18 protein-coding genes are annotated in these 22,516 nt (G+C 44.5%); 12 read left to right on the top strand and 6 right to left on the bottom strand.

All coding sequences use genetic code 11. From position 1 onward, the window contains the following. Positions 1-2: 2 nt before the first annotated feature. Entirely contained in the window at positions 3-2,111 is a 2,109-nt protein-coding gene (locus AAA938_RS11820; RefSeq protein ID WP_338228942.1) for an IPT/TIG domain-containing protein, read from the top strand. A 70-nt stretch (positions 2,112-2,181) separates the two neighbouring features. On the opposite strand, the gene AAA938_RS11815 is transcribed toward AAA938_RS11820, so the two are convergent. Next, positions 2,182-4,248: a helix-turn-helix domain-containing protein gene (locus AAA938_RS11815; RefSeq protein ID WP_338228941.1), complete on the bottom strand. Its 2,067-nt coding sequence runs from the start codon at positions 4,246-4,248 to the stop codon at positions 2,182-2,184. A gap of 235 nt (positions 4,249-4,483) precedes the next feature. Here AAA938_RS11815 and AAA938_RS11810 point away from each other — a divergent pair, with 235 nt between their 5' ends. From AAA938_RS11810 to AAA938_RS11785, 6 genes are all read left to right on the top strand, one after another. Next, positions 4,484-5,056, top strand: a complete 573-nt coding sequence (locus AAA938_RS11810; RefSeq protein WP_338228940.1) for an ankyrin repeat domain-containing protein — start codon at positions 4,484-4,486, stop codon at positions 5,054-5,056. Between the two features lie 24 nt (positions 5,057-5,080). After that, positions 5,081-6,175: an acyltransferase family protein gene (locus AAA938_RS11805; RefSeq protein ID WP_338228939.1), complete on the top strand. Its 1,095-nt coding sequence runs from the start codon at positions 5,081-5,083 to the stop codon at positions 6,173-6,175. 36 nt (positions 6,176-6,211) lie between these two features. Then, positions 6,212-6,901, top strand: a complete 690-nt coding sequence (locus AAA938_RS11800; protein ID WP_338228938.1) for a DUF4386 domain-containing protein — start codon at positions 6,212-6,214, stop codon at positions 6,899-6,901. Further along, the gene (locus AAA938_RS11795) at positions 6,898-7,941 is read left to right on the top strand and encodes a serine hydrolase domain-containing protein (protein ID WP_338228937.1); all 1,044 of its coding nucleotides are present in this window, start codon (positions 6,898-6,900) and stop codon (positions 7,939-7,941) included. The genes AAA938_RS11800 and AAA938_RS11795 overlap by 4 nt, the downstream gene beginning before the upstream one ends. A gap of 114 nt (positions 7,942-8,055) precedes the next feature. Then, on the top strand, positions 8,056-8,307 hold the full coding sequence (locus AAA938_RS11790; RefSeq protein ID WP_338228936.1) for a type II toxin-antitoxin system Phd/YefM family antitoxin: 252 nt from the start codon (positions 8,056-8,058) through the stop codon (positions 8,305-8,307). Continuing rightward, a complete protein-coding gene (locus AAA938_RS11785) occupies positions 8,304-8,576 on the top strand; it encodes a Txe/YoeB family addiction module toxin (protein ID WP_338228935.1) in 273 nt (90 codons plus the stop codon). The genes AAA938_RS11790 and AAA938_RS11785 overlap by 4 nt, the downstream gene beginning before the upstream one ends. A gap of 52 nt (positions 8,577-8,628) precedes the next feature. Here AAA938_RS11785 and AAA938_RS11780 read toward each other — a convergent pair whose 3' ends face one another. Further along, a complete protein-coding gene (locus tag AAA938_RS11780; protein WP_338228934.1) occupies positions 8,629-9,048 on the bottom strand; it encodes a hypothetical protein in 420 nt (139 codons plus the stop codon). 110 nt (positions 9,049-9,158) lie between these two features. Here AAA938_RS11780 and AAA938_RS11775 point away from each other — a divergent pair, with 110 nt between their 5' ends. The 5 genes from AAA938_RS11775 to AAA938_RS11755 all read left to right on the top strand — a co-directional run bounded on the left by AAA938_RS11775 (position 9,159) and on the right by AAA938_RS11755 (position 18,501). After that, positions 9,159-9,575 (top strand): hypothetical protein, encoded by a 417-nt coding sequence (locus AAA938_RS11775; RefSeq protein WP_338228933.1) that lies wholly within the window; start codon positions 9,159-9,161, stop codon positions 9,573-9,575. 230 nt (positions 9,576-9,805) lie between these two features. Continuing rightward, positions 9,806-13,177 (top strand): isoleucine--tRNA ligase, encoded by a 3,372-nt coding sequence (ileS, locus tag AAA938_RS11770; protein WP_338228932.1) that lies wholly within the window; start codon positions 9,806-9,808, stop codon positions 13,175-13,177. 10 nt (positions 13,178-13,187) lie between these two features. Beyond that, positions 13,188-13,808 (top strand): lipoprotein signal peptidase, encoded by a 621-nt coding sequence (locus tag AAA938_RS11765; protein ID WP_338228931.1) that lies wholly within the window; start codon positions 13,188-13,190, stop codon positions 13,806-13,808. A 189-nt stretch (positions 13,809-13,997) separates the two neighbouring features. Further along, entirely contained in the window at positions 13,998-16,934 is a 2,937-nt protein-coding gene (locus AAA938_RS11760; protein ID WP_338228930.1) for a DEAD/DEAH box helicase, read from the top strand. A 217-nt stretch (positions 16,935-17,151) separates the two neighbouring features. Beyond that, positions 17,152-18,501 (top strand): PhoH family protein, encoded by a 1,350-nt coding sequence (locus tag AAA938_RS11755; RefSeq protein WP_338228929.1) that lies wholly within the window; start codon positions 17,152-17,154, stop codon positions 18,499-18,501. Positions 18,502-18,692: 191 nt separating this feature from the next. Here the strand turns inward: AAA938_RS11755 and AAA938_RS11750 are convergent, their stop codons facing one another. The 4 genes from AAA938_RS11750 to AAA938_RS11735 form a co-directional block, all read right to left on the bottom strand. Further along, positions 18,693-19,241, bottom strand: coding sequence for a hypothetical protein (locus tag AAA938_RS11750; RefSeq protein WP_338228928.1), 549 nt, complete (start codon positions 19,239-19,241; stop codon positions 18,693-18,695). 6 nt (positions 19,242-19,247) lie between these two features. After that, complete coding sequence (locus tag AAA938_RS11745; protein ID WP_338228927.1) at positions 19,248-20,426, bottom strand: flavin monoamine oxidase family protein; 1,179 nt, start codon at positions 20,424-20,426, stop codon at positions 19,248-19,250. A 55-nt stretch (positions 20,427-20,481) separates the two neighbouring features. Continuing rightward, positions 20,482-21,183, bottom strand: coding sequence for a hypothetical protein (locus tag AAA938_RS11740; RefSeq protein ID WP_338228926.1), 702 nt, complete (start codon positions 21,181-21,183; stop codon positions 20,482-20,484). A 146-nt stretch (positions 21,184-21,329) separates the two neighbouring features. Next, a complete protein-coding gene (locus tag AAA938_RS11735) occupies positions 21,330-22,433 on the bottom strand; it encodes a DUF6544 family protein (RefSeq protein ID WP_338228925.1) in 1,104 nt (367 codons plus the stop codon). Positions 22,434-22,516 lie beyond the last annotated feature (83 nt).

Below are 22,516 nucleotides of genomic sequence, written 5' to 3'. Positions count from 1 at the left end.
CGATGAAAAATCTACTTTACTTTCTTTTGGCTTTACTTCTGATCCAAACCGGCTGTGGGGAGGACACGGAAGACCCTAATCCTATTGACAGTTTTGTTTCAGGTCTGGAAGGAGAGATTTCCGGACAGAATATATCTGTCAATTCATCAGGCATTCAGGCGGTTTATTTTTCTGACCAGGGAGAGACATCCGGAGCGCTTGAAATCAGTGCCTCTCTTCCAAACAGCGAAAGGCTGACCTTTTTTCTTCAGGATGCTCAGGCAGGCACGATCAATCTGACCCAGGAATTTCCTGCAGTCATGGACCTGGGTTCTTCTGGATTGAGAAAAACAGGGACAACTGAAGGTCAAGAGGTGAATGCGGTTCCTCCTTCCTTTGTGCGGTATTCGAAGTCTCCCAATACATTTTTTGCCGTATCGGGTAAAATGATTGTAAAAATCGACGGAGACAATCTGACTTTGGAATGGGAGATTTCCTTCAAGGATGCACAGGGCAATACCTTCACTTCCAAGGGAACGATAAAGGTCAAAGATTTCAAGTCCAATCAACGACCAAAATCCCAAATCAATCCTCCTGCTTCCAATCTTTCCATTGTTTCGATCAGTCCGGATTATGGGCCTGCCGGAACGGAGGTTACCATCAAAGGGACTGGTTTTAGTGTTCTGAAAAGCGAGAATTCCCTCAAATTGGGCGATTTGGTGCTGGGCGAACCTTCAAGCGCTACAGCCACTGAACTCAAAGTAACTGTTCCCGAAAACGGAAATCATGGTAAATTCTCCCTGACTGTTTTGGGGGCCAATGCGGAAAGCGGGTTCTTTTTCTATGCGCCGATTATCGAATCTGTGGATAAAAGCGCTGCAAAAGTAGGGGAAGAAGTCGTCATCACTGGAAAGCATTTTGATACGGATGCCTCTCTTTTGGAGGTGAAAGTCGGGGAAAAAGTCATGGAGATCCTTTCTTCCAGTCTGACCCAAATCAATTTCAAAATCCCCGAAGGGACAGAATCCGGCAAGATCACCGTGGCTCGCAAAGGCAAACCTGCGGTGGAGGGTCCGGAACTGACCATCTCTGCAGAACCTGTGGCGGTTGGTCCCGATGTGGATGCTATTTTCGAAACCCTCTCCGGGGATTTAAGCTTTGAAGAAGTAATCGTCAACAGTCATGAGTATGGTCCGTTTTGGACTTTGGAAATAGATAAGGAAAAAAACATCCTTTACGCTGTGGGTGAAAAAGGATTGGTGTCCATCGATCTGAGCACCAAGGCTATTACAAAGGTGGTAGACACCAGCAGCGAAATCTATCGAAGTGAAATCGGTATCATCAACGCGGCAACAATCCCTCAGACTATTTTCGCTGCGGCGGATGGTAACCTTTATGGGATCAAAAGTGTTTTAAGTGTACCTCTTTCTCCAAACAATGTCTTTAGGCTCGACTTGGAATCCAAGGCAGTTACCATGCTGGGGAATACCAAGATCAACAATGGGGCGGGAGTAAATGGAATTTTTGTTGGTACCAATAAGAGCATTTACATTCCGGAATTTGCCTCCGGATACCACCTCGCAGCCTATGACGAAAACCTATCCAATCGAAAGGCCCTAATCGAGGGGATGACCGGAGGTTTGGCCACGTTTATCATTCCTATGGGGGACAATAGCTTCAGATTGGTTCGTGACAATTCGATAAATTCTCTGAAATACCACACTATCAATGGATCCGAAGCATCCGGCGAAGTGGCAATGGGTGGTACGCTTTCAGCAATGCAGGTCGGAGGTCAGCTTACTCAGCCCGTAGGACTGGACCAGACTGGAGGGGATATTTATGGCATGTTTGGTGGAGCCTCCGGAAACGTGGCCAATTATCCTCAGTTCGAGTATACGGTAGGGATTCAGCCTGGAGCTGCAGGAAACTTCCAGAAAAAAGGAGGCTTCAAGATCAAGCAGACTTTTGAATACTTGAATAATACTTACTACGTGAGCTCCAGAAAAACCTTCAATAAGATTTTGGGCGTGGACAAAGACGGGAGTATTTATTTTCTCATCAGTACTCCGATGACCAGTCAGGGAGTCCAGGTAGCCGGACCTTTGGGTGGGATTTACAAGGTGAGTTTTTAAAAGAATCTAGGTCAATTTTTTTGGGAAAGGGGGGCTGCTACGGCGGTCCTCTTTTTTTCCGGAAGAGACTTTACAACAGTCCTTCCCGAGAAAGTTTGGTTTTTATTCGCGCATGTTGCTCCCAAAATCTGGTCTCTATCTTCTTCATGGCCAGTTTAAACCTCGCTAAGTTATTGACCGGTTCAAATACCGGTTCGTCTTTTAGATATAAAAACCAAAATTGATTGTTGTCCTCCTCAGCAAAGGCTTCCAAGAGGTCCAATGCTTTTTCCCAATCTTCTTTCATCGCAGATTGGGTGGCTAACGCAATATTCCTGTAGATGGATTGGTCAGCCTCGGCGTAAGTTGCAAACTCCTCAAAAAGTCGGTTAGCCTGCCGAGTTTTTCCATTCTCTTCATAAACCAATGAGATTTTGGCATTTTCCAATTCATAGATTTTTAACCCGTTGCTCTCACGCGCATCCACAAACTGGCTGTAATAGAAAAATGCACTGTCGTACTTTTTGTCCAAATAATAGAACTTGCCAATATCCTGTAAAATATCCAGACGACTGGGATCTTTTTTCCATTCTCTGATTAGGCGTTGACGCATTTTTTCATTGTCTTTTTCCTGAGCGAAAAGGATATAGGATCTCAGGTGCGGCGCATAGTAATTGGTAGAATCATAGGCTAGGGACTGATCGATAAATTTCCTGGCTTCTTCCACAAAACCTGCCGTCATCAGAGCATTGGCCAGCTGAAGGTAACTGTAACTCTGCGTGGTGGAGTCACCACTTGTCACTTGGAGTTGTACAGCTTTGAGCGCATATTCCAGATACTTTTCTGTATCAGGCGCCAAGCGAAAGTAAAAGTCTGCCAGCATCTGAATGGCCAAAGCAGAATTGGGATTGTATTCCAGCGCTTTTTCCAAATACGGCCTTGCTAGCGCAAATTCCTCACTTTGAATGTAATAAAAAGCCTTAGCGGTCAGGCTTTCTGCGGATTTGGAATCAAAAAGCAGGGCCTTGTCTGCATAGGAATTGATTTTCTCAGTAAACTGCTTTTCGGCTCGAAACATCTCCAGCAGATAGTAAGAAATAGCCACATGCGCATAGGCTAGAGAAAATTCAGGGTCCTGCTCAATAGCCTTTTCAAATAGCTCAATTCCTTTCAGAAGGCCTTCGTCTGTCCGGGAATGGTACGGCTCCAAAGCCTGCAGATAGTAATCGTAAGCGAGAAGATTTTTGGCCGGGCGCTTCTCAATTTGCTCGAGTTCGGTCGGAGTGACGATCACCTTGATCGCATCGGTGATTTGGGTAGCGATTTCATTTTGAATGGAAAAAATATCTTCCAACTGACGATTGTACTGCTCTGCCCAGATTTGACGCTCTGTTTGAGCATCGATCAGCTGAATATTTAACAAGACTTGGTTGCCGACCTTTTGCCCGCTGCCTGAAACAAAATAGCTTACTCCGAGCTCTGAGGCCATTTCAGCAATGCTTTTGTTGGTATTTCGATACTTTTCCACCGAGGATCGACTGATCACCCGGAGGTTATTGATTTTCTGAAGATTGTTTAGTGTGGACTCCATCAATCCATTGACGAAGTAGAGATTGCTGGAGTCAGCACTTTCGTTTTTAAATGGCAATACAGCAATAGTTTTTTCTTCTGAGGAAAGCTCCGAGGATGTTTTCGGCCAAAAGAAATAACCCATCGCGGCCACCACCAAAACACCCAGAAAACCAAGAATCCAAATTCTGAAATTTCGTTTTTCATTTGATGGTACAACAGGCTTGGACTCTTCTGGATTGACTTCTGTTTTTTGCTTCCCGACTTCACCGGGAGGAAATCCATACTGCTCCCGAAAGCATTTGATAAAGTAGGAGGTACTTCCGAAACCTACTTGATAGGAAACCTCCGATACGGTCATGTTTCCCTCTTTCAACAGGTCCATGGCAATCTCTAAGCGGATCTTACGGATAAAAAGACTGGCTGAAAGACCAGTGGCAGCCTGTACTTTTCTGAGGAGATTAGACCGACTCATATTCATGGCATCTGCCAGTTCAGATACGCCAAAGTGTTCATCAGCGGCTCGCTCCACCACCAAGGCAGTGGCCTGAGAAATGAAGTCTTCGCTATGTTTTTGACCTTCTGCCATGCTAAAAATCAATTTTCAAGGTAGAAAAATTTAGGCAAAGAGACAGCCACTTTTTCCAAAGATTCTCCTGCTGTTCATCAGCTTTTGCATCATAGTTTATAGCCCTGCGTCATAGTTTTTATCCCTGAGCGAAACTTTATGCTTTTGGCATCCTGTCTTTTACATCCACTCGGGAGGCTCGCCCCAACTTTGTACCGAACAAAATTCAAAACCTTTTCTAACAAAAAACAACATCATGAAAACACTGAAAAACAATTCGCTCAAAATTATGGCTAGCCTTTTATTAGCCATTATTCTTTTACCCGCTTGTACAAGAGCCCAGGAAAAGGCAAGCAACGATCAGCAAGTGGAACCCCCTAAACTGGATATCCACACCGCTGTCCTTACCAATAATCTGGAAGTAGTCAAGCTGCATATCGCAGCAGGTTCGGATATCAATGTCAAGGAATCTTTCAGCGGATCTACTCCCCTGATTACCGCGATCACATTTGATAAAAAGGAAATCGCTCAAGTATTGGCGGAAGCGAATGCTGACCTGACTATCGCCAACAACGACGGAACGACCCCCTTGCATGCAGCGGCATTTTTTGGCCGAGTGGAAATGGTGGAAATGCTGCTCGATGCTGGTGCGGACAAATCGCTTAAAAACAACTATGGATTTACCCCAAGGGAGACCGTCATGGGGCCATTTGCTGAAGTCAAGCCCATCTACGACATGATGCAACAACAACTCGGTCCTATGGGACTCCAACTGGATATGGAGCAGTTGGAAAAGACCCGTCCGGTCATCGCCATGATGCTTCAGTAATCAGAAAATTCAATTGATCAGATCATGACAACTCAACGAAGATACGATATCGATTGGCTGCGGGTGATTGCAATCGCCCTGCTGCTGATCTATCACATAGCGATAGTATTCCAGCCTTGGGCCATGTTTCTCGGTTTTATCAAAAGCGATGAGCTTATGGAAGGGCTTTGGAAACCGATGACCCTGCTGAATGTGTGGCGGATTCCATTTTTGTTCTTTGTCTCTGGAATGGGCGTTTATTTCGCCATTCGCAAGCGAAATTGGAAGGAACTCTTGGTAGAGCGAAGCAGGCGAATCCTGATTCCCTTCCTTTTCGGGGTTGTGGCCATTGTACCGCTTCACTTTCTGATTTTCCAAGCCTATTACCATCTGCCGCTTGCTTATTCTCCACATCCTGCTCATCTCTGGTTTCTGGGCAACATTTTCGCTTATGTGCTGATTTTGACTCCGATTTTCTTCTTCCTGAAAAAGTCAAAGAATGGAGCATTTAAGAAAAAGCTCTCCGCATGGATGAGTAATCCCCTTGGCCCTTTGTCTCTTTCATCGCTTTTTGTTTTGGAGGTATTGCTAGTCAAGCCTCAGGTATTTGAGATGTATGCCCTGACCTGGCATGGGTTCTTTCTGGGGATTGTGGCCTTTTTCTGCGGGTTTCTATTGGTGTACAGCGGTGAGTCATTTTGGAAGACAGCGTTGACCTGGCGTTGGGCTTACTTGGGATTGGCTTTGGGATTGTATCTGACTCGATGGTTTTCCTTCGATTTAGTCGCTCCCGGCTATTTGATGGCGGTGGAATCAGTCACTTGGATCTTGGCGATTTTCGGTTTTGGCTACAAATATCTAAACAAACCCAGTGCTACCTTAACCTATCTGAGTCAGGCAGCATATCCGGTTTATATTCTCCACATGGTGGGTTTGCATGCAGCTGCCTGGGTAATTTTACCTTTGAATTGGCCAATTTTCTTTAAATTTTTGGCTATCATCGGATTTACAGGACTATTCTGTTTCGTCATTTTCGAATTCCTGATTCGAAGAATTCCTTTCCTAAGACCGCTGTTCGGACTCTCTTGGGATTATAAAAGCCCCAAAATCAATCCTATTTCCGTTCCATCCCTCGATTGAAAAGCTCTGGGAAACCGGACCTATTTCTACTGCACTATGAATTTATCAAAAAGAAAATATGCCATTATCGCTGGACTCTCACTGATTCTGATGGCCGTTTTGGCTGGCTATGCTTATGGATTTGTTTATGGTTCTTTGGTTTTTCCAGGAGAGGGCCAAAAAACCCTTGAAAGCATCCAATCATCAATCGAGACGTTTCAGTCTGGAATTGCAGCTTGGATCGGGATTTTTATCCTCGATATTCTGGTCGCTTGGGCTCTTCATTTATTTCTAAAGAATGTGAACCTTCATCTTTCCCAAGTCACTGCTGCTCTCCGAATTCTGTATGCAGCGGTATTGGGGGTGGCGATTTATCATCAAATGGCAGCGCTTTCTATGGTATCCAAGGAGGCAGCATCCAGTCAAATTTTATATGAGTTGGAAGCTTTCGAAATAATCTGGTCCGCCGGATTGATTTTTTTTGGATTGCATCTCATTGGATTGGGCGTTCTTTGTTGGAAAGCCGGATTTGTCCCAAACTTCTGGGGTGGAATCCTGATTTTCGCAGGCTTTTGCTACTCAGGAATTCATCTGGCGAAAGCCCTTTTCTCAGAACAGATTCATCAAATAGTCCAAGTCGAACAGGTTCTTTCACTACCCATGGCATTTGCAGAGATTGGATTGGCAATTTGGCTGATTTGGAAGGGCGGAAGGATTCCTAGTCACATTAAAAATTTATCTCAATGAAACTCAAAAAAATACTTCGAATCCTTTTTATACTCGTGTCAATTTCCGCTACCATTTATTTCGTCCCTTGGTTGATCCTGCGGGCGTGGCTGGCGCCGACTCCGGATACCATTCAGGAGCAAGTGGAAATGGCGATCAATTACAAACTCGATGGGATCATCGTCTATGTGGATCAGGGTGGAAAAGAACCTCAATTCTATTCGGCTGGCTGGAAAGACCGGGACAAAAAAATCCCTGCCGACCCAAATTCCCTTTTCAAAATTGCCAGCATTAGCAAGCTCTATATCGCAGCTGCAGCCAGCACAATCGTGGCAAGCGGGGCACTTTCTTTGGATAATACCCTTGCAGAATTGCTTCCTGAGGTTGCCAAACATATTGAAAATGCTGATCAAATTACCCTTCGCCTGTTGATCCAGCATCGCTCCGGGATTCCCAACTATTCTGATCAGTCCAATTATCCTTGGGATCAGCCCTTTACTGAAAATCGACAAGCTTTGGAATTGATCTACGACTTGCCGGCAGACTTTGCTCCCAATGAGAAATATGCCTATTCCAACACGAATTATTTGCTGATCGGTGAAATTCTGGACAAAACTTTAGGCTATTCGCATCATGAGTATATCCGAAGGGAGATTTTGGAACCCTTGGGTTTAAGGCGGACCTACAGCCTGCTCTCGGAGGTAGATCAGGAGGAACTGATGAGCGGGTATTTTGTGGGCTATCCTTTGGACATCAAAGGAAATGATTTTATCCACCCCGGAGGCTCGATGATTTCCACAGCAGAGGAAGTCGGGATTTTCCTGAGAGCTTTGAATGACGGGACCTTGCTGACAGAAAAGGAGCAGGAGATCTACTCCTCCGTGTACGTCTATGAGCATACCGGATTAGTCCCCGGCTATCAAAGCATCGCCAAGTACCATCCCGATATCGATGCGGTGGTAGTCCAGTTTGTCAACACCAACGGAGGCTATGCCTGGAATCTGCATGAGATCGTCTACAATCGGGTGGTAAAGATCTTAAGGAGGAATCAGGGGAGCTAATTGTATTGGTAGTGAGATATTTAGTAAATCATTTTGCGACTGTTTGACTGCTTTAAAATCTGAACTTTTTTGAGTACACTTGTGTACACAATATGGTACAAAAAATTTGAATCTATGTTAGTCATCAGTTCTCGAGAATTCAGGGATAATCAAAAAAAGTATCTTGACTTAGTTGATCAAGATGAGCATATCATCATTCAAAGAGGGAAAAATAAATCGTATGTGCTCTCCCCTGTGAAGGAAGGGGATGAGTTTTTTATGGACCCAAAAACCAAGGCTCATATCCAAAAGGGCATAGCTGATTACCAATCAGGAAGAATTACCAAAGTGAAGCCTGAAGACATCGATGCTTTACTTGGGCTATGAAATATGAACTTGCCTTTACTGATCAAGCCATGAAGGATATTGAGAAGCTAAAGAATTCGGGAGATAAACCTTTGCTTCGAAAATTGAGGGCTTTATTCGAAGAGTTACAAGTTCATCCGCAAACCGGAACGGGCAAACCAGAAAAATTAAAATATGATTTTGCTGGCTATTGGTCCAGAAGAATCAATCATAAGCATAGGTTGATTTATTCCATCGAAGAAGACAAAGTGCTGGTCACGGTAATCGCTGCCTATGGACACTATTCTTAATAAAATAGACTTTATTTTAAAATGGTAATCAACAGATTGATGATTATTCAAATCAATCCCTTCCCAACCGCAAGCGAAGGCCGAGATTGGCACGAAGGAATAATTCGTCTCCAAGAATATAGGGCGTTGCCTCCATCAAAAGTCCAAACCTTTGAAAAGAAGAAATGGGTTTGATTGTCGCTCCCACCGGAAGTCCAATAGTTCCATCACCATAGTAGCCGATCATCAATCCTCCATGAAGATTGTACCATTCTGAGCGGTAAAAATTATATTGCCCAATGGCTTCTATTCCCAGATCGATATCCAATCGATCGGGAGCCCACAAACGAAGCTCTCCAAAAAACTTCTTCTCGATATTAGTCCCGACACCGATCTGGGAGGAAATTCCAGAATGATAGACTCCCACTTGAACCTGTGAGAAGGCCTTTCCAAAACTCAGAAGGAAAAGTAATAAAACGAATGTGCGCTTCATGTTATGATTAATTTTGTTGGAAAACTAATAGATAAAAATCAGAAAAAAAGGCATTTCCTCATTTTTTAAACTAAATAATTTTTCGCCCGTTGATTGGGAAAAATAGTCACATGAAGTCTCTGCTCGCTTTCCTACTCCTTGCTTGCTTTTCTTGTTCCTGTTCCTCAGAGGAAAATCCCTCTCGAACAGACGAAAACCTAGTGCAAAACCTCTCAACCGGACAATGGGCAATTAGTTCTTTTGTAGAGAATGGCTTGGAGAGGGGAGGAGATTTTGCTGGAGTGGATTTTTCCTTTTTTCCCAATGGGCAGATAGAGGCTTATCGGGGCACACAGCTGCTTGGGCAAGGCAGCTGGAGCTCAGGGAATGCAGTCAGACGGATTGAAGTCCGGATTTCTTTTCCATCCGGTTCTCCCTTTGTAGACTTGAATGCGGATTGGTATCAGGTTTTCATCCGTTTAAACCGAATCCAGTTGAGAAATACCCGAATCGACTCGGATGATTTTTTGATTCTTCAAAGAAGGTAAATCAAGAAAATAAAATCTGTGTTGGGCTTTTAATCCGATAATTGTCAATTCTAAGTGACTTAGTCAGATTATGACTTTTGAGAAAAAGATTACCGTTGACTGAAATCCCCTGTATTTCAATTTTCTTTCCCCCCAAAGCCCAATTCTGCTATCTTTGTGCCTTGTTTTGAGCAGGCTGGAAAAATATTCCTCCTGTTTTGTTCACCTACTTGCCCTTAAGAAAGGAAATTGTGAAAACGTATCAGGAATTTAAGCAGGTGGATTATCCGCAAATCGGAGAATCCGTCCTTCAGTATTGGAAAGAAAATCAGATTTTCGAAAAGTCCATCGCCAACCGGGAAGGTGCCGAGACCTTCACCTTTTTTGAAGGACCTCCTTCGGCCAATGGTACTCCGGGCATTCACCACGTGATGGCCCGTACGCTGAAGGATATTTTCTGCCGATACAAAACCCTGAGAGGATTTCAAGTCAAGCGAAAAGGCGGTTGGGATACCCATGGCCTTCCGGTGGAGCTTCAGGTCGAGAAGGAACTCGGCATCACCAAAGAAGATATCGGCAAGAAAATCTCCGTAGAAGAATACAATAAGCGCTGCAAAGAGACGGTCATGCGATTCAAAAACGAATGGGATGACATGACCGAAAAAATCGGCTATTGGGTCGACTTGGATGATCCGTACATCACTTTCGATTCCAACTACATCGAGTCGCTTTGGCACCTGCTGAAAAAGCTATACGATAAAGGGCTGCTCTACAAAGGATACACCATCCAGCCTTATTCTCCGGCTGCTGGTACGGGACTTTCTTCCCATGAATTGAATCAGCCGGGAACCTATAAGGACGTTAAAGACACCTCCATCACGGCGCAGTTTAAGCTGAAAGGAGAAGAAAACACCTACATCCTTGCCTGGACGACCACTCCTTGGACCTTGCCTTCCAACTCTGCTTTGGCTATCGGGGAAAATCTGGATTATGTAAAGGTGAAAACCTTCAATCCTTACACCCACGAGCCGGTCACTGTGATCTTGGCAAAAGCCAGAATGGGGGCTTACCTCAATCCAAAGGCCGCCGAACTCAAGCTGGAAGATTACAAAGCGGGAGACAAGTTGATCCCTTACGAAGTCATCGAGGAATTCAAAGGTAAAACCATGCTGGGCTGGGAGTATGAACAGCTTTTCCCGATTGCTGATTTGGCACTTCCAAGTCCTGCCTTCACCGTGGTGGCGGGAGACTATGTGACTACCGAAGATGGTACAGGTATCGTGCATTTGGCCAAAGCCTTTGGTGCGGATGACTTTAGAACCTTGGTGCAAAACAATGTTCCTGGTGTCTTTGTGAAAGACGACTTGGGAAATGATATCCCTGTGGTGGATAAGCAGGGCAAATTCCTTCCCGTGGTGGGTGAATACCTCGCTGCCAAAATGAAAGAGCATGGAATCACCGCCCATAAAGAATATGGAACCAGTGATTTTTATGTCAAGAATTACACAAATGATGACGAAAGCGCCGCGGATTTCAAAAACACGGACGTGATCATTTCCATCATTTTGAAAAATGAAAACAAGGCCTTCAAGGTCGAGAAATACGAGCATACCTACCCTCACTGCTGGAGAACAGACAAGCCGATCTTGTACTATCCTTTGGAAAGCTGGTTTATCAAAACCACTGCCTACAAAGAACAGTTGGTAGCCCTCAACAAAACGATCAACTGGAAGCCGGAAGCTACCGGAACAGGTCGCTTTGGCAACTGGCTGGAAAATCTGGTAGACTGGAACCTGAGCCGTTCGCGCTTCTGGGGTACACCGCTACCGATTTGGAGAACCAGCGATGGAACTGAGGAAAAATGCATTGGCTCCATTGCCGAACTGAATGCTGAAATTGAGAAGTCCATTTCCGCAGGCTTTATGGAAAAATCCCCTTACGAAGGAAAGGAACTCGATCTCCACCGACCTTATGTGGATGACGTGGTTTTGGTTTCTGGAAAAGGAGAAAAGATGTTCCGCGAACCGGACTTGATTGACGTTTGGTTTGATTCCGGGGCCATGCCTTATGCGCAGTGGCATTATCCATTTGAAAACCAAGATATTTTCAAAGCCAATTATCCTGCAGATTATATCGCTGAAGGAGTAGATCAGACTCGAGGTTGGTTCTTTACACTGCATGCCATCGCAGTCATGCTTTTTGACTCAGTGGCTTTCAAAAATGTGATTGCCAATGGATTGGTGCTGGACAAAAACGGCAACAAGATGTCCAAGCGATTGGGCAATGCGATCGATCCTTTCAAAACCCTGAAGGAATACGGCCCTGATGCCTTGCGTTGGTACATGCTGAGCAATGCCAATCCTTGGGACAACCTGAAATTCAATCTGGACGGAGTAGCTGAAGTGCAGCGACGCTTCTTTGGCACCCTTCAGAATACCTATAATTTCTTTGCGCTTTATGCCAATTTGGATGCCTTCGTCTACGACAAGTCTAGCTCGGTTCCGGTAAATCAGCGTGCAGAATTGGATCAGTGGATTGTGTCCAAGTTACAGTCCTTGATCGCCGAGGTGGAAGAAGCCATGGACAATTACGATGCGACCCGAGCGACCCGAGCCATCATGAATTTCACAGTGGATCAGCTATCCAACTGGTACGTGAGATTGGCTAGGAAGAGATTCTGGAGAGGAGATATGAACCCGGACAAGCAGGCGGCTTACGAGACCCTGTACGAATGTCTGTATTCAATCGCTCAGCTGATGTCTTCTTTTGCGCCATTCTATGCCGATTGGTTGTACAAAAACCTGACTGAGGCAGGGGAAAGCGGCAAAGAATCTATCCATTTGACGGATTGGGCTTCTGCCGATCAATCCCTGATCAACAAAGATTTGGAAGAGAGCATGGATTTGGCTCAGACCATTTCTTCTTTGGTTCATTCGCTTCGCAAAAAAGAAAAGCTGAAAGTTCGTCAGCCTCTTCAGCGCATCTTGATTCCGGTATTGAGCAAAAAGACTCAGGCTCAGATCGAGCATGTGGAGGACTTGATCAAAACAGAAGTCAATATCAAAGAAGTAGAGTATCTGGATGATGCTTCTGGCATTTTTGTAAAAAATGTAAAACCCAATCTGCCTGTTTTAGGTAAAAAACTGGGACCAAAGCTTCGTTTGGTCAATGCTGCCATCAGCGCATGGAGTCAGGCCGAAATCGCCCAGCTCGAGCGTGAGGGCAAGCTTGAAATAACTGTGGAAAATGAGTCCATGGACATTCTGCTGGAGGAGGTATTGATCACCACTCAGGACATTCCGGGTTGGTCTGTAGCCTCTGACCAAGGTCTCACTGTGGCACTGGATGTGAATCTCACCGACGAGTTGAAGCAGGAGGGGGTAGCCCGGGATCTGGTCAACAGAATCCAAAACCTCAGAAAAGAAATGGGGTTGGAAGTGCAGGACAAAATAAGCATAGTCCTGGCGAGTGGAAATGAACTGGTAGATGCTTCGGTGAGCTCGTTTGGGGATTATATTCAATCCGAAACTCAGGCGAATACCCTGGAAGTAAAGTCAATCGCAGAAGGCACCTTGTTGGATATGGATGATTTCGAACTGCTGGTAAACGTAAAAAAGGCCTAAAGCCCATTCAATGAATAATTACCTAAAATACTTTGGGATTGCTTTTCTGGTCATTGCCCTAGATCAGGCAGTAAAAATGCTGGTTCATTTCCAGATGGACTTTGGCACTCCGGGACAGATCCCCATTTTCGGAGACTGGTTTAAGTTGCATTATACCACCAATCCAGGGATGGCCTTTGGGATGGAACTGGGTTCTGAATATGGAAAAATGATCCTGACTACCTTCCGTTTGGTAGCAATGGTAGGAATTGGTTATTACCTATCTTATATTATCGAAAAGAAAAATCATCCGCTGTATATTTTATGTATTTCGATGATTTTGGGCGGGGCGATAGGCAATTTGGTAGACTCTGTTTTTTATGGAGTTTGGTTGGATAATGCCCCTTACAACGCTCCTACACCTTGGTTTCATGGGCAGGTAGTGGATATGTTTTACTTTGATATCTGGGAAGGATATATTCCGGATTGGGTACCGCTTTGGGGGGGAAGTTATACTGCTCTTTGGCCTATTTTTAATATAGCTGATGCCTCTATTTTTATCGGAGTAGCGATAATTCTCCTATTTCAAAACCGCTTTTTCCCAGAGAAAAAAGAAGAAGCTCCTACCCCTAAAGAGGAAATTGCCCCCTGATAGCGATAGTAAAAAAATGAAAAACGGCCTGAATGGATAAGATTCAGGCTTTTTTTTTGAAAAATCCCTGCCTGCCTATCCCAAGGGAAGGACTTTTTTAGTACTTTTCAAATTGTGTTTTCATAACCATACCTCCAATCTTTCAAAATATAGTCTTCGAATTTATTCTCAGACTATATAATATCACTTATGATAGTTAATTCAGACCAACCTTTTCAGATAGTATATTCTATTTTTAGCCATGAATATCTTGGGCTTCTTTTAGAATCTTTTGTAGTACAGCTCGATGAGAAAGACCGACTTTCTCTTGCTTATCAGAATATCAGCTCTGCCAATGCTGCCGAATTTGATTCAGGTCTGGATGCTACCGATTATGAACTGATCCGACTCATGGACTCCATGCAGCCTGAGGTGGTGGCGAAGCAGTACATGAAAAAGAAGAACATCAAGCCTACCGAATTCCTTCAAAAGATTTTCGATCCCAAGACGGAAGACTTGGACATTCAAAAGCTTCTGGCAGAAAATCTTGAAATAAAACGAGCCAAAATCCTTCCCAAACTGATCGGGAAGCGGCTTTTTGAAATGGGGTCGGATAAATATCCGGCCTGGAAGGAAATCCAGGTAAACCCCGAACCCGCCACAGTTCTGTTCCATTTTCATAAAAATCCCGACAATACCCACTATTGGCCCACGATCAAGCATAAAAATCAAAAGCTGGATTGGCAGTATAAGAACGGCTACTTCATCTGTAAAGAGCCCGCTTGGTTGATTGTCAATCAGCAACTTTTTCACTTCGAAAAGGGAATTGACGGGAAAAAACTGCAGGCTTTTCTCAACAAGAAATTTATCGTCATTGAGAAAAGAATAGAACCCGGATACTATCGGGGTTTTATGAAAAACCTCATCACCCAGTTTGAGGTGGAAGCAAGGGGATTTGAAATCAAAACCGAGCAAGCTTCTCCACAGGCCCTGCTCGCGATCAGTGAACTTCAATTCAACGCCGGAGAGGATCTTTTTGGCAATGAATACTCAGTCCCTGATGAGAGCAAAATCGTCTTTGAGCTTCGATTCCAGTACGGAGATTATGACTTTGGAATCCAGGCCTCAGGAGGAGAAAACAGTGGAAATTCAGTCCGTCTCGAAGAGAAAAACGACACCTATACCTTTTATAAGACCGTCAGGACTTCTCAGGTAGAAAAGAAATACGAGACGATTCTAAAGAAGAAAGGAATGGTCTTCACTCATGGCAAGTTCAGCTTGTCCAAAACACAGGCCTTTGAGTGGCTGGGTACCAATGAAGATTACCTGGAGGAAAACCGAATTCAAATCGTCCAGAAAAACAGCCTCAATGGCAAGACTTACCATATTGGCAAGGCGCAGATTACCATTGAAGTCAATGAAAACATTGACTGGTTTGATGTCAAGGCCATGATCAAGTTTGGAGTTTATCTGGTTCCTTTTGCCAAAATCCGCCGATTGATTATTTCCGGCAAAACAGAATTCGAATTGCCCAACGGGGAAACTGCCGTGATTCCGGCCTCCTGGTTTGTGAACTATTCCGAGCTGTTCAATTTCATCGAGGAGCGATCTGCTGATGAGTTGGTGCTTCGCAAGCATCACCTGGCATTTGCAAAGGAACTCCAAAACGGAGAACTCATCAAGCTGACCTTAAGTCTTAAGTTGGAGCGGCTCAGAGAGTTTGATGCGATTGACGATTACGAAATTCCTGCCTCATTCAATGGGACACTTCGTCCGTATCAGCAGGCAGGGTACAACTGGCTTCGTTTCCTCAATGAATACCAGTTTGGTGGATGCTTGGCAGATGATATGGGTTTGGGGAAAACCGTACAGGCCCTGGCTTTGCTCTCCTACGAAAAAGAAGAAAATCCCGGCTTCGCTTCCCTGCTGGTCATGCCGACTTCCCTGATTTACAACTGGGAGTTGGAAGCGAGGAAGTTTGCCCCTGAACTCAAAGTCTTGGTGTATTCCGGGACGCAGCGGATCAAAGATCCCTGGAAATTCAGAGGCTATGATGTGGTCCTGACTTCCTATGGGATCGTGAGGATGGATATTGATATCCTCAAGGATTTCTACTTCAATTACATCATCCTGGATGAATCCCAAGCGATAAAAAATCCCTCTTCCAATATTGCAGTAGCGGTCAACAAGCTGAAAAGCAAGCGCCGACTCATCCTTACCGGTACTCCTGTGGAAAACGGAACCATGGACCTTTGGTCTCAGATGAACTTTGTCAATCCCGGGCTTTTGGGTAATCAGAATATGTTCAAGAAGCAGTTTTTGCTGCCCATCGAGAAGCAAAATGACAAGGAAAAGGCTTCCCGCCTTCATGCGATGATCAAGCCTTTTATCCTAAGAAGACTCAAATCTCAAGTGGCCAAAGACCTTCCGGAAAAGCTCACCAATGTGAAGTACTCCGACATGACAGCCGAGCAGGAAAAGGTGTATGAGGAAGTGAAAAGCTACTATAGGGAAAAAATCATCGGTGAACTCGCTGGTGCGGGTAGGGGTGCACAGCAATTCACCCTACTCCGGGGTTTGACCCAGCTTCGTCAGATCGCCAACCATCCCAAATTGGTGAGGGAAGACTACAAAGGGGAATCAGGAAAGTTGGAGGACATTACCTACATGCTTCAGGAGACCATCTCAGAGGATCACAAAGTGCTGGTCTTTAGTCAATTTGTGAGGCACCTGAGTATAGTACGAGCATTTTTGGAGGAAAATAATATCCCTTATGCCTATCTCGACGGTTCCACCCGGGATCGACAGGCGCAGGTGGAGAAGTTCCAAAATGACGAGAACATCAAGGTATTCCTTATCTCACTCAAAGCCGGTGGCGTAGGCCTCAACCTGACCAAGGCAGAATATGTGTTCCTGCTTGATCCATGGTGGAATCCGGCTGTGGAAGCTCAGGCCATTGATCGGGCACACCGAATCGGACAGGAAAACAAGGTCATCATTTACAAATTCATCACCCGGGGCTCTGTGGAGGAAAAAATCATGGCTCTCCAAAACCGGAAGCTTGCCCTTGCCGGAGAACTCATTTCCAATGAGGAAAGCTTTATGAAGAGCTTGGATAATGAGGATATTCGGGCGCTGCTGGATTAAGGTTCTAAAGTTGGAAGGTTGGAAAGTGGCAAGGTAGGTCTCACGTAACTTTACAACTTTCGAACTTTACCACCTTTCCACTTTTTTATCAAATTGATTCTCAAGCCTATCCCCCTTTTTCGTGATTTTTAACCATAATTTATTGGCAATGCATGCCTAATCCCCGAGATTATTTTTTAAATTATTTCAGCACTACACCACTACAATTTTCCTGCGCATGCCTAGAGCCAAATCCGATAAAGATCGGAAAATCTTTGTGCTGGACACGTCCGTGATCCTTTACGCACACAACTCCATCATGAACTTTGCCGAGCACGATGTGGTCATCCCGATCACGGTGCTGGAGGAACTGGATCAGTTCAAAAAAGGCAATGACACCAAAAACTTTGAAGCCCGGGAGTTTATCCGACTGCTCGATAAGCTGTCCCAAGATCAGCGGATCGATCAGTGGACTCCACTGAATGGAAAAACCAAGGGCAATTTCAAAGTGATGATGAACCATCCGGAAAATGAGCGGAATGCCATTGAAATCTTCGGGGAGGAAAAGAATGACCACAAAATTCTCAATGTGGCAGTTCACCTTCAGGAAACAGAAAAGTCCCGAAAAGTCATCCTCGTATCCAAAGACATCAATCTTCGCCTCAAAGCCAAGTCACTGAATGTCCATGCAGAGGACTACGAAACGGGCAAGATCAAAAATATCACCGAGCTCGAAAATACCGGCAAATACGTCATGGAGTCGGTTGACCCCGATGCGATCAACAAGCTGTATGAGCAAGGCTATATTGAGGCCAAGCTGGTATTGGGTACCCGCAAGCGAAAGTCCAATGCCTATTACATCCTGAAAAGTGACAAAAACTCCGTTCTGGCATTCTACAATTCAGAAGAAAATGTCCTGGAGCGGGTAGATAAGCGATTGGCTTACAATATCAAGCCCAAAAATGCCGAGCAGACTTTTGCTCTGCATGCGATCATGAATCCGGCGATCAAATTGGTTTCTATCCAAGGGGTAGCCGGAACAGGGAAAACGCTACTCGCTTTGGCAGGTGCACTTGAACAGCGTCGGGAATACAAGCAGGTCTTTTTGGCCCGACCTATTGTGCCTCTTTCCAACAAAGACATCGGATATCTTCCCGGAGACATCAAATCCAAGCTCAATCCTTATATGGAGCCTCTTTGGGACAATCTGAAGTTTATCCAAAACCAATACAAGGAAACAGATAAGGAGTACCAAAAAATCACCGAACTGGTCAATCAGGAAAAATTGGTGATTCAGCCCTTGGCTTATATCCGGGGACGGTCTCTTTCCAATATCTTCTTTATCGTGGATGAGGCGCAAAACCTGACTCCGCATGAAATTAAGACGATCATTTCCCGTGCAGGTGAAAACACCAAAATCATCTTTACAGGTGACGTTTTCCAGATCGATACGCCTTATCTAGACTCTCAGTCCAATGGTCTTTCTTACCTGATCGACCGGGTAAAGGACCATCCCCTCTATGCCCATATCAAGCTGGAGAAAGGCGAACGGTCTGAACTGGCAAATCTTGCGAATGAGTTGTTGTAGGAAAACTTTAATTTTCCAAGGACAGAAAACCTCGAAATCTGATTGATTTCGGGGTTTTTTTGTGTTTTCCAAAATTTAGTTCTCCTGATTCCAAAAAGATATCCCTTGCAAAAGGATCAATATCTGATGAGTTGGAAGGGAGAAAAATTAGCCCAATGGGTACTTACGTGTGATCCACATTCTGCCTCTCGTTAAAACCGGGTTAGATCTAATCTTTGCCAAAGATCCCGATCTCCCGTATGTGAAGGCGCAAAAATTACATTATCAACTTTCCATCCTCCTTCATTTACCAAGATCAGAAGATCAGACCATTTTTCGGAAGGATCAGATGCGTATTCGAGATTTATTACCGCTTTTGCAGTATCGTTTTCAATGGCTATTTCCTTAATATGAAAAGTATGAAAACCATCATATAAACTGGCAAAAACACAGCCTTCGAGGAGAAGAGGCTTGTCAGTGGGATGGTCACTTTCCTGGATACGTTTTCTGTCTTTCTCGGTCACTTCCTTTGCGATTTCTATTCGCCTTACCAATTCGCTAGACAGAATATTTGAATTTGGAGTTTCCGAGTAAATATCCTGAGGAAGGAGATAAAACTCCTCTATCTGCTTTTTAATTTCCTCCTCATCTTTGGGCTCTTGGCAAGCCCATCCCATAAAAGTGATTACCAGAAGAAGGACTAGGAACTTTTGATTCAAAAGAGTTGGAGGAGAGGTCAATGATAGTTCTGACTTTATCATGATTATTTATGGTTTTGCCGAAATGGCTTTCAATAATTCATTGACTGCGCCATGAGCGGACCGGGTGGCATTGTGTACACTTCCCCAGTCGTTTTCACGGGTATATGCCGTACCGGCAAAGAAAATTTTATCCTCCAAGGGATGCGAAAGTTCTCGGGTTAGCCCGTTGGATTCATAATCGGAGAGATAGGCCGCCTCGATAAAGGGCTCCCTATCCCAATTCTGTACGATATGCTTCTCGTAGTTTTCGGAGGCCTTGCCATTAAATACCTGATCCAATTCATCCAAAACATAACTAATCTGCTCTGAATTGACCTGGTATTGGTAGGGTTTGGCTTGTTCTCCGACGGCAAACAAACCTAAAATCGCACTATTGCTATTTTGGCCGAAGGCAGCATCGTAATAAAGCCTTTGTCCATTGCTTGCATCCGAATCAGGAAAGAGTGTAAAAGCCGGGTAGAATTTTTCGGAGAACTTGATAAATATTTTTATTCCGCCCCAAATTTCTGCTCGCTGAATTGCTTGGGTTTTGTAATCCGGGAGACTTGGAGAGAAGGTGACCATTCCTTTCTGCAGCTGCTTGAGTGGGATGGTTAAAATCACACGGTCTGCATTAAAGACAGTCCCATTTTGATCCCTCAGTTTTACTTTTTTCCCCGAGTAGTCTACCTCAAGGATTTGGTGGCCATATTTGATTTTTTCCCGGACTTCGGGAAGAAGATGATCTTCAAAAAAGGTCAGCCAGGTAGAATTGACAAACTTCTGTTCTTTGTAAAAAGGCCCAAAGACCGCAGGAATAGTCCGATAGGTCATTTCACCAGACTCATAGTACCCTACTTGTTCCTTTCTTGGGTATTTTTTTAGTTGCGTAGAAATGGTCCGGTTGGGATTGTTGATGATTTTTTCCAGCTCTTTGTCTGAGACATGAATCCACTCAGCCCCCAAGGGAATTGGGAAATCTGTAAAATCACGGTTGGTTTTCATTCGTCCTCCATAGTTCATAGAAGCTTCTAGGATCTGATACGATATCCCCTGCTGACCCAATAAATACCCGGCTGTAATGCCTGCGGCCCCGGCACCTATGATTAATACGTTTTGATCCCGTTCCTTGGAAGAAATAATCGGCTGAAAAGGAAGCGACAATCCCAAGAAACCACAGATTCGGACAAATTCTTTTCTGGTCATGCCTTTGCTAGGTAAAATGGAAAAAGGACGATTTGGAAATGATTTTTTAGATCGACTACTTTCTAACCTCTGAATACTCCTCAATCAATGTGACCATCTTTTTGGTGCTTTCATTCAGCGCATCGGAGATATCCTTCATTTCCTGCCAGGTAATCTCAGCTCCCCGCTGACCCATGTAGCTGTTCATATTCATTAGTTCGGCAAACCAGTTGGTGATAATGATCATGAGTTGGGACAGATTGGATCGGCTGTTTTGGATTTCCAAAGGAGGCTTGAAGAAGAAGGTCGTGACCAAATCCAGAAAGCCAACCGACCCAAAGGCAATGGCCAAGATGGTTTTGTCCTGTGCTGCAAAGTAGATGGAAGTAGCGATCAGCCCGATTCCCAAAATAAATGCGGTAATGTACATCGCCATGATGTAGTTATAGGCGCGGGTGGCATCCTTGACGACCATCTGTAGGGAACTCTTGATACTCATGATGGTGTCGTAGGTGTTTTCCATGTTTCGGGTATTGAGTTCAAAGCCTCTGATTTGTGCTTTTACCTGTTCTTCGCTGAGCTTTTTTCCACTTTCCGACTTCAGATAGTCTGTTTCCCTGGCTTTTGCCGAAACTTCTTTGATTAAGGTCATCAGCGGAATCAGGGTCTCTTTGTCTTCTTTTGATAAATTGGTGTCTTCCAAGGCCAGCTTATCCGCGTCTTCGTTGACTAGCATCAGATTTTTCAGATAGTCAAAGGCTAAGGCTTTATTTTCCATAAGGTGCTAGGTTAAGTTTTTGAAAAAAGAGAATTCAGTACTAAAGGAAATCGAAAGCAGCGCAAAAAGTCATCATTCTCATTCCTGAATAGAGGGAAGTTAATGATTTTTAGTGATTTGAATCATGTTGCTTTTTCTCCTGACGGTCAGAATTCCATTCTTTCAGGATTATACTTAATGTCATTTACCTCCAGTTTCAGCCAGGTCCAATCTCCCGAACCCAGCCTCCAAGTGGAGGTCATTTTTGAAGGAACGCGGATTCCTTCGAAGGTGCTGTATTCCTGAATATCCATGATCCATTCCCGTCGCTGGGCATCCGGTTCATTTCCTCGATATCTCAGTGCAGAGAAACGTATCACGTCTCCTTCTTCATTGAAGAAAAATGTACCACTTCCGGAGGTGCCTTGATAGTCCAAAGTGGCCTTTGCGGACATGTTGTCGATTTGTTCCCAACGGATATACGGACTGAGTGCAAGAGAAGGAAACCAGACCATTTCACCCAAAAACCGCTGAATGGAACCCTCATCCATTTTTTCTCCCGTTTCATCCACGATAGGAATCAGAGAGTTGAGACGAATCAGCATTTGACCCTTGCCATCTTTAAAGCGGTCTTTTCCCTTAAAGCCCAGAAACGCATTCATTTGAGCATCCACTGTCCAAATGAAGGCAGGAGGATCGATGCTCGTGTATTGCCAAGCTGAGGCTTTCATCCATTTTTCCTGATCGGGATTCATCTTCATCTCAGCGGATTGGGTGACTTTGGCTCCTTTGTGAAAAGGCTTGCCCATCATTCCGGATTGTTTAAGCCAATTTTTGACTGGACCTGGCAGCTTCTCCAGCTGCTTTTCCTCGACTAAAGGGGCTTCTCCTTGAATACTTTTCCTGTAGATTTCGGAGGATTCCTGTTTCACGACTTGCTGAAATCGATGCTGTCCCCAAGCCATAAGCGAAACCAGGAAAATCAGGATATTTGGAATCGTGCCTATTTTGGCATCTTTCCAAAAGATCAGGATCAAGACTTGGGAGACCAAGGCTGCAAGTATTCCGAAAATCCAAGAATATTTGGATTGGACTAGGTACAATGCCGCATAAACCAGCAAAAGCAAGGCAGAGAATAGCCAAATAGCAGCCAAAGGTTTTGAAATGGGAAGGGTTAGTTCTTTGATTTCCCTAAGACCAAATCCTTTGAGCCAGCCCAAAAGATGGATCAGTCCATGCAAAATGACTAGAATAGAAAAAAGGATACGCATGGTTTGGAGTTTTTCAAATGGCCCAAAATTGCTGAGCGGATAAAATTCTAATTTGGAAGAAACAGCCCCGAATTCCAATTCTA

Source organism: Algoriphagus taiwanensis (assembly GCF_036245645.1).
Lineage (GTDB): Bacteria > Bacteroidota > Bacteroidia > Cytophagales > Cyclobacteriaceae > Algoriphagus > Algoriphagus taiwanensis.
Note: the sequence above shows the minus strand (reverse complement) of the source record. Positions and strands in the feature narration are given on the sequence as shown.

Coding starts and splice junctions, on each gene's coding strand:
- AAA938_RS11820 (WP_338228942.1), top strand. CDS start 3: ATGAAAAATCTACTTTACTTTCTTTTGGCTTTACTTCTGATCCAAACC.
- AAA938_RS11815 (WP_338228941.1), bottom strand. CDS start 4,248: ATGGCAGAAGGTCAAAAACATAGCGAAGACTTCATTTCTCAGGCCACT.
- AAA938_RS11810 (WP_338228940.1), top strand. CDS start 4,484: ATGAAAACACTGAAAAACAATTCGCTCAAAATTATGGCTAGCCTTTTA.
- AAA938_RS11805 (WP_338228939.1), top strand. CDS start 5,081: ATGACAACTCAACGAAGATACGATATCGATTGGCTGCGGGTGATTGCA.
- AAA938_RS11800 (WP_338228938.1), top strand. CDS start 6,212: ATGAATTTATCAAAAAGAAAATATGCCATTATCGCTGGACTCTCACTG.
- AAA938_RS11795 (WP_338228937.1), top strand. CDS start 6,898: ATGAAACTCAAAAAAATACTTCGAATCCTTTTTATACTCGTGTCAATT.
- AAA938_RS11790 (WP_338228936.1), top strand. CDS start 8,056: ATGTTAGTCATCAGTTCTCGAGAATTCAGGGATAATCAAAAAAAGTAT.
- AAA938_RS11785 (WP_338228935.1), top strand. CDS start 8,304: ATGAAATATGAACTTGCCTTTACTGATCAAGCCATGAAGGATATTGAG.
- AAA938_RS11780 (WP_338228934.1), bottom strand. CDS start 9,048: ATGAAGCGCACATTCGTTTTATTACTTTTCCTTCTGAGTTTTGGAAAG.
- AAA938_RS11775 (WP_338228933.1), top strand. CDS start 9,159: ATGAAGTCTCTGCTCGCTTTCCTACTCCTTGCTTGCTTTTCTTGTTCC.
- AAA938_RS11765 (WP_338228931.1), top strand. CDS start 13,188: ATGAATAATTACCTAAAATACTTTGGGATTGCTTTTCTGGTCATTGCC.
- AAA938_RS11760 (WP_338228930.1), top strand. CDS start 13,998: ATGATAGTTAATTCAGACCAACCTTTTCAGATAGTATATTCTATTTTT.
- AAA938_RS11755 (WP_338228929.1), top strand. CDS start 17,152: ATGCCTAGAGCCAAATCCGATAAAGATCGGAAAATCTTTGTGCTGGAC.
- AAA938_RS11750 (WP_338228928.1), bottom strand. CDS start 19,241: ATGATAAAGTCAGAACTATCATTGACCTCTCCTCCAACTCTTTTGAAT.
- AAA938_RS11745 (WP_338228927.1), bottom strand. CDS start 20,426: ATGACCAGAAAAGAATTTGTCCGAATCTGTGGTTTCTTGGGATTGTCG.
- AAA938_RS11740 (WP_338228926.1), bottom strand. CDS start 21,183: ATGGAAAATAAAGCCTTAGCCTTTGACTATCTGAAAAATCTGATGCTA.
- AAA938_RS11735 (WP_338228925.1), bottom strand. CDS start 22,433: ATGCGTATCCTTTTTTCTATTCTAGTCATTTTGCATGGACTGATCCAT.